The 1,364-nt window shown below is 62.4% G+C and carries 2 protein-coding genes; one reads left to right on the forward strand and one right to left on the reverse strand.

Annotated features, from left to right (window positions below):
* The first annotated feature begins 195 nt into the window (after positions 1 to 195).
* Positions 196 to 396 (forward strand): hypothetical protein, encoded by a 201-nt coding sequence (locus BACI9J_RS23070; protein WP_159736686.1) that lies wholly within the window; start codon positions 196 to 198, stop codon positions 394 to 396.
* On the opposite strand, the gene BACI9J_RS23075 is transcribed toward BACI9J_RS23070, so the two are convergent.
* A partial coding sequence (locus tag BACI9J_RS23075; RefSeq protein WP_236558893.1) for an ImmA/IrrE family metallo-endopeptidase occupies positions 377 to 1,364 on the reverse strand: 988 nt, incomplete at its 5' end. The genes BACI9J_RS23070 and BACI9J_RS23075 overlap by 20 nt on opposite strands.

Below are 1,364 nucleotides of genomic sequence, written 5' to 3' on the forward strand. Positions count from 1 at the left end.
AAGCAGCAGCACGGGTCGTCACTGGGCGAGACCTCTCCGCAGATCTGCGGTGATCGCGGCATCGACAAGGCCCGCGCCATGCGGTGAGCTCTCCACCATGACCGCCTTAGCCTCTCCGGCCCGGACACCTACCGGTCGATCGCCAATCCAAAAGGCATTGACGTCGACGAGGTACTCGCCGCACTGCAGCCCTCGGTGACCGTTGAAGGTACCGCCGCAGAACTGGCCCGCTCCCGGGCGCTCGACGTCACCAACAACCCCACCCTGCTGGTCCAGACTCCCGCCGACCCTGTCACGATCAGCAGCCCGGCGAGCTACATCGAACCTACGATCGCCAGTAGCAGCGATTGCACCACAACCGTCAGAACAACAGTCGTCACTCGTCGTCGACGATGACGAGCTTCAGACAAAGATCGTGTCCAGCGCGATAGTCCCAAAGCTTGTCGTGCCACAGTCGCCCGACAACGACACCCGGACTGACACCGATGGAATCCGCAAACGCGCGCACCTGCTCCTTGCTCTTCAGGGACGGCAGCTGCTGCTCTTGTGAGCGCGGAATGAGCGTCATTGACGCGAAGTCATTAGCCTCGCGCTCCGCGGGGTCGGCCTCTACATCAGCGTCTGCAGGGCGGATGTGGGTGCGCTGGTCTTGATGCAGGAGCACGTGACCGATCTCGTGGAAGAGGGTGAACCAGAACTGGCCGTCGTTTCGGCCTCGGGCGGTCAGGGCGATCACCGGGCGCCCGTTGATCCATCTGGTCGCTCCGTACATACGGGCGCCCTGAACCTCCGGAACGTAGATCAACTGAACGCCCGCTTTCGCGAGCGACGCGACCAGTTCAGCACCGAAGGTCTTCGAGGGCGTCATAGAGAGCTGTCGAATCTCCGGAAGCAGCTCCTGTAGCACCACGTCGTCGAAAGCCGGCAACGCATCTGTTGAAGCTGCAGCTTCCATCTCGCCCAGCTTGAGCCACGTCGCGAGCGCATATTCATCAACCGGATGGGCGGTGCCTTGGCGATACGCGACGGCTTGCCGCGCGATGGCTTGCCGAAGTGCGTCCACTGATCCAACCTGGAAGAAGGCAAGGAGTTCCATCGCTAGGGCGCCTGGCTTCTTCAGGGTCCCTGTGATCCTGCCGATCTTTCGAAGGTGCGATAGTGGGAAGGAAGCCGCGAGCTCCTTCGCTGCTACAAGCTCCTCCGTGAGACCGAGTCGGGCGACATCAGCTCGGTACGTTGCTTCCTGGCTAAGCCAGACACGCGCAGCGATACCCGTAACCAGCTCCAGCTTCGTTGCGACGTCGGGTGTAAGCGGCGCTCCTCCGAGGAGCTTGCTCACGTGCTTCGGCGTCACTCCCATGCGG

Origin of the sequence: Arthrobacter sp. 9V, assembly GCF_902506065.1 — a bacterium.
Classification (GTDB): Bacteria; Actinomycetota; Actinomycetes; order Actinomycetales; family Micrococcaceae; genus Arthrobacter.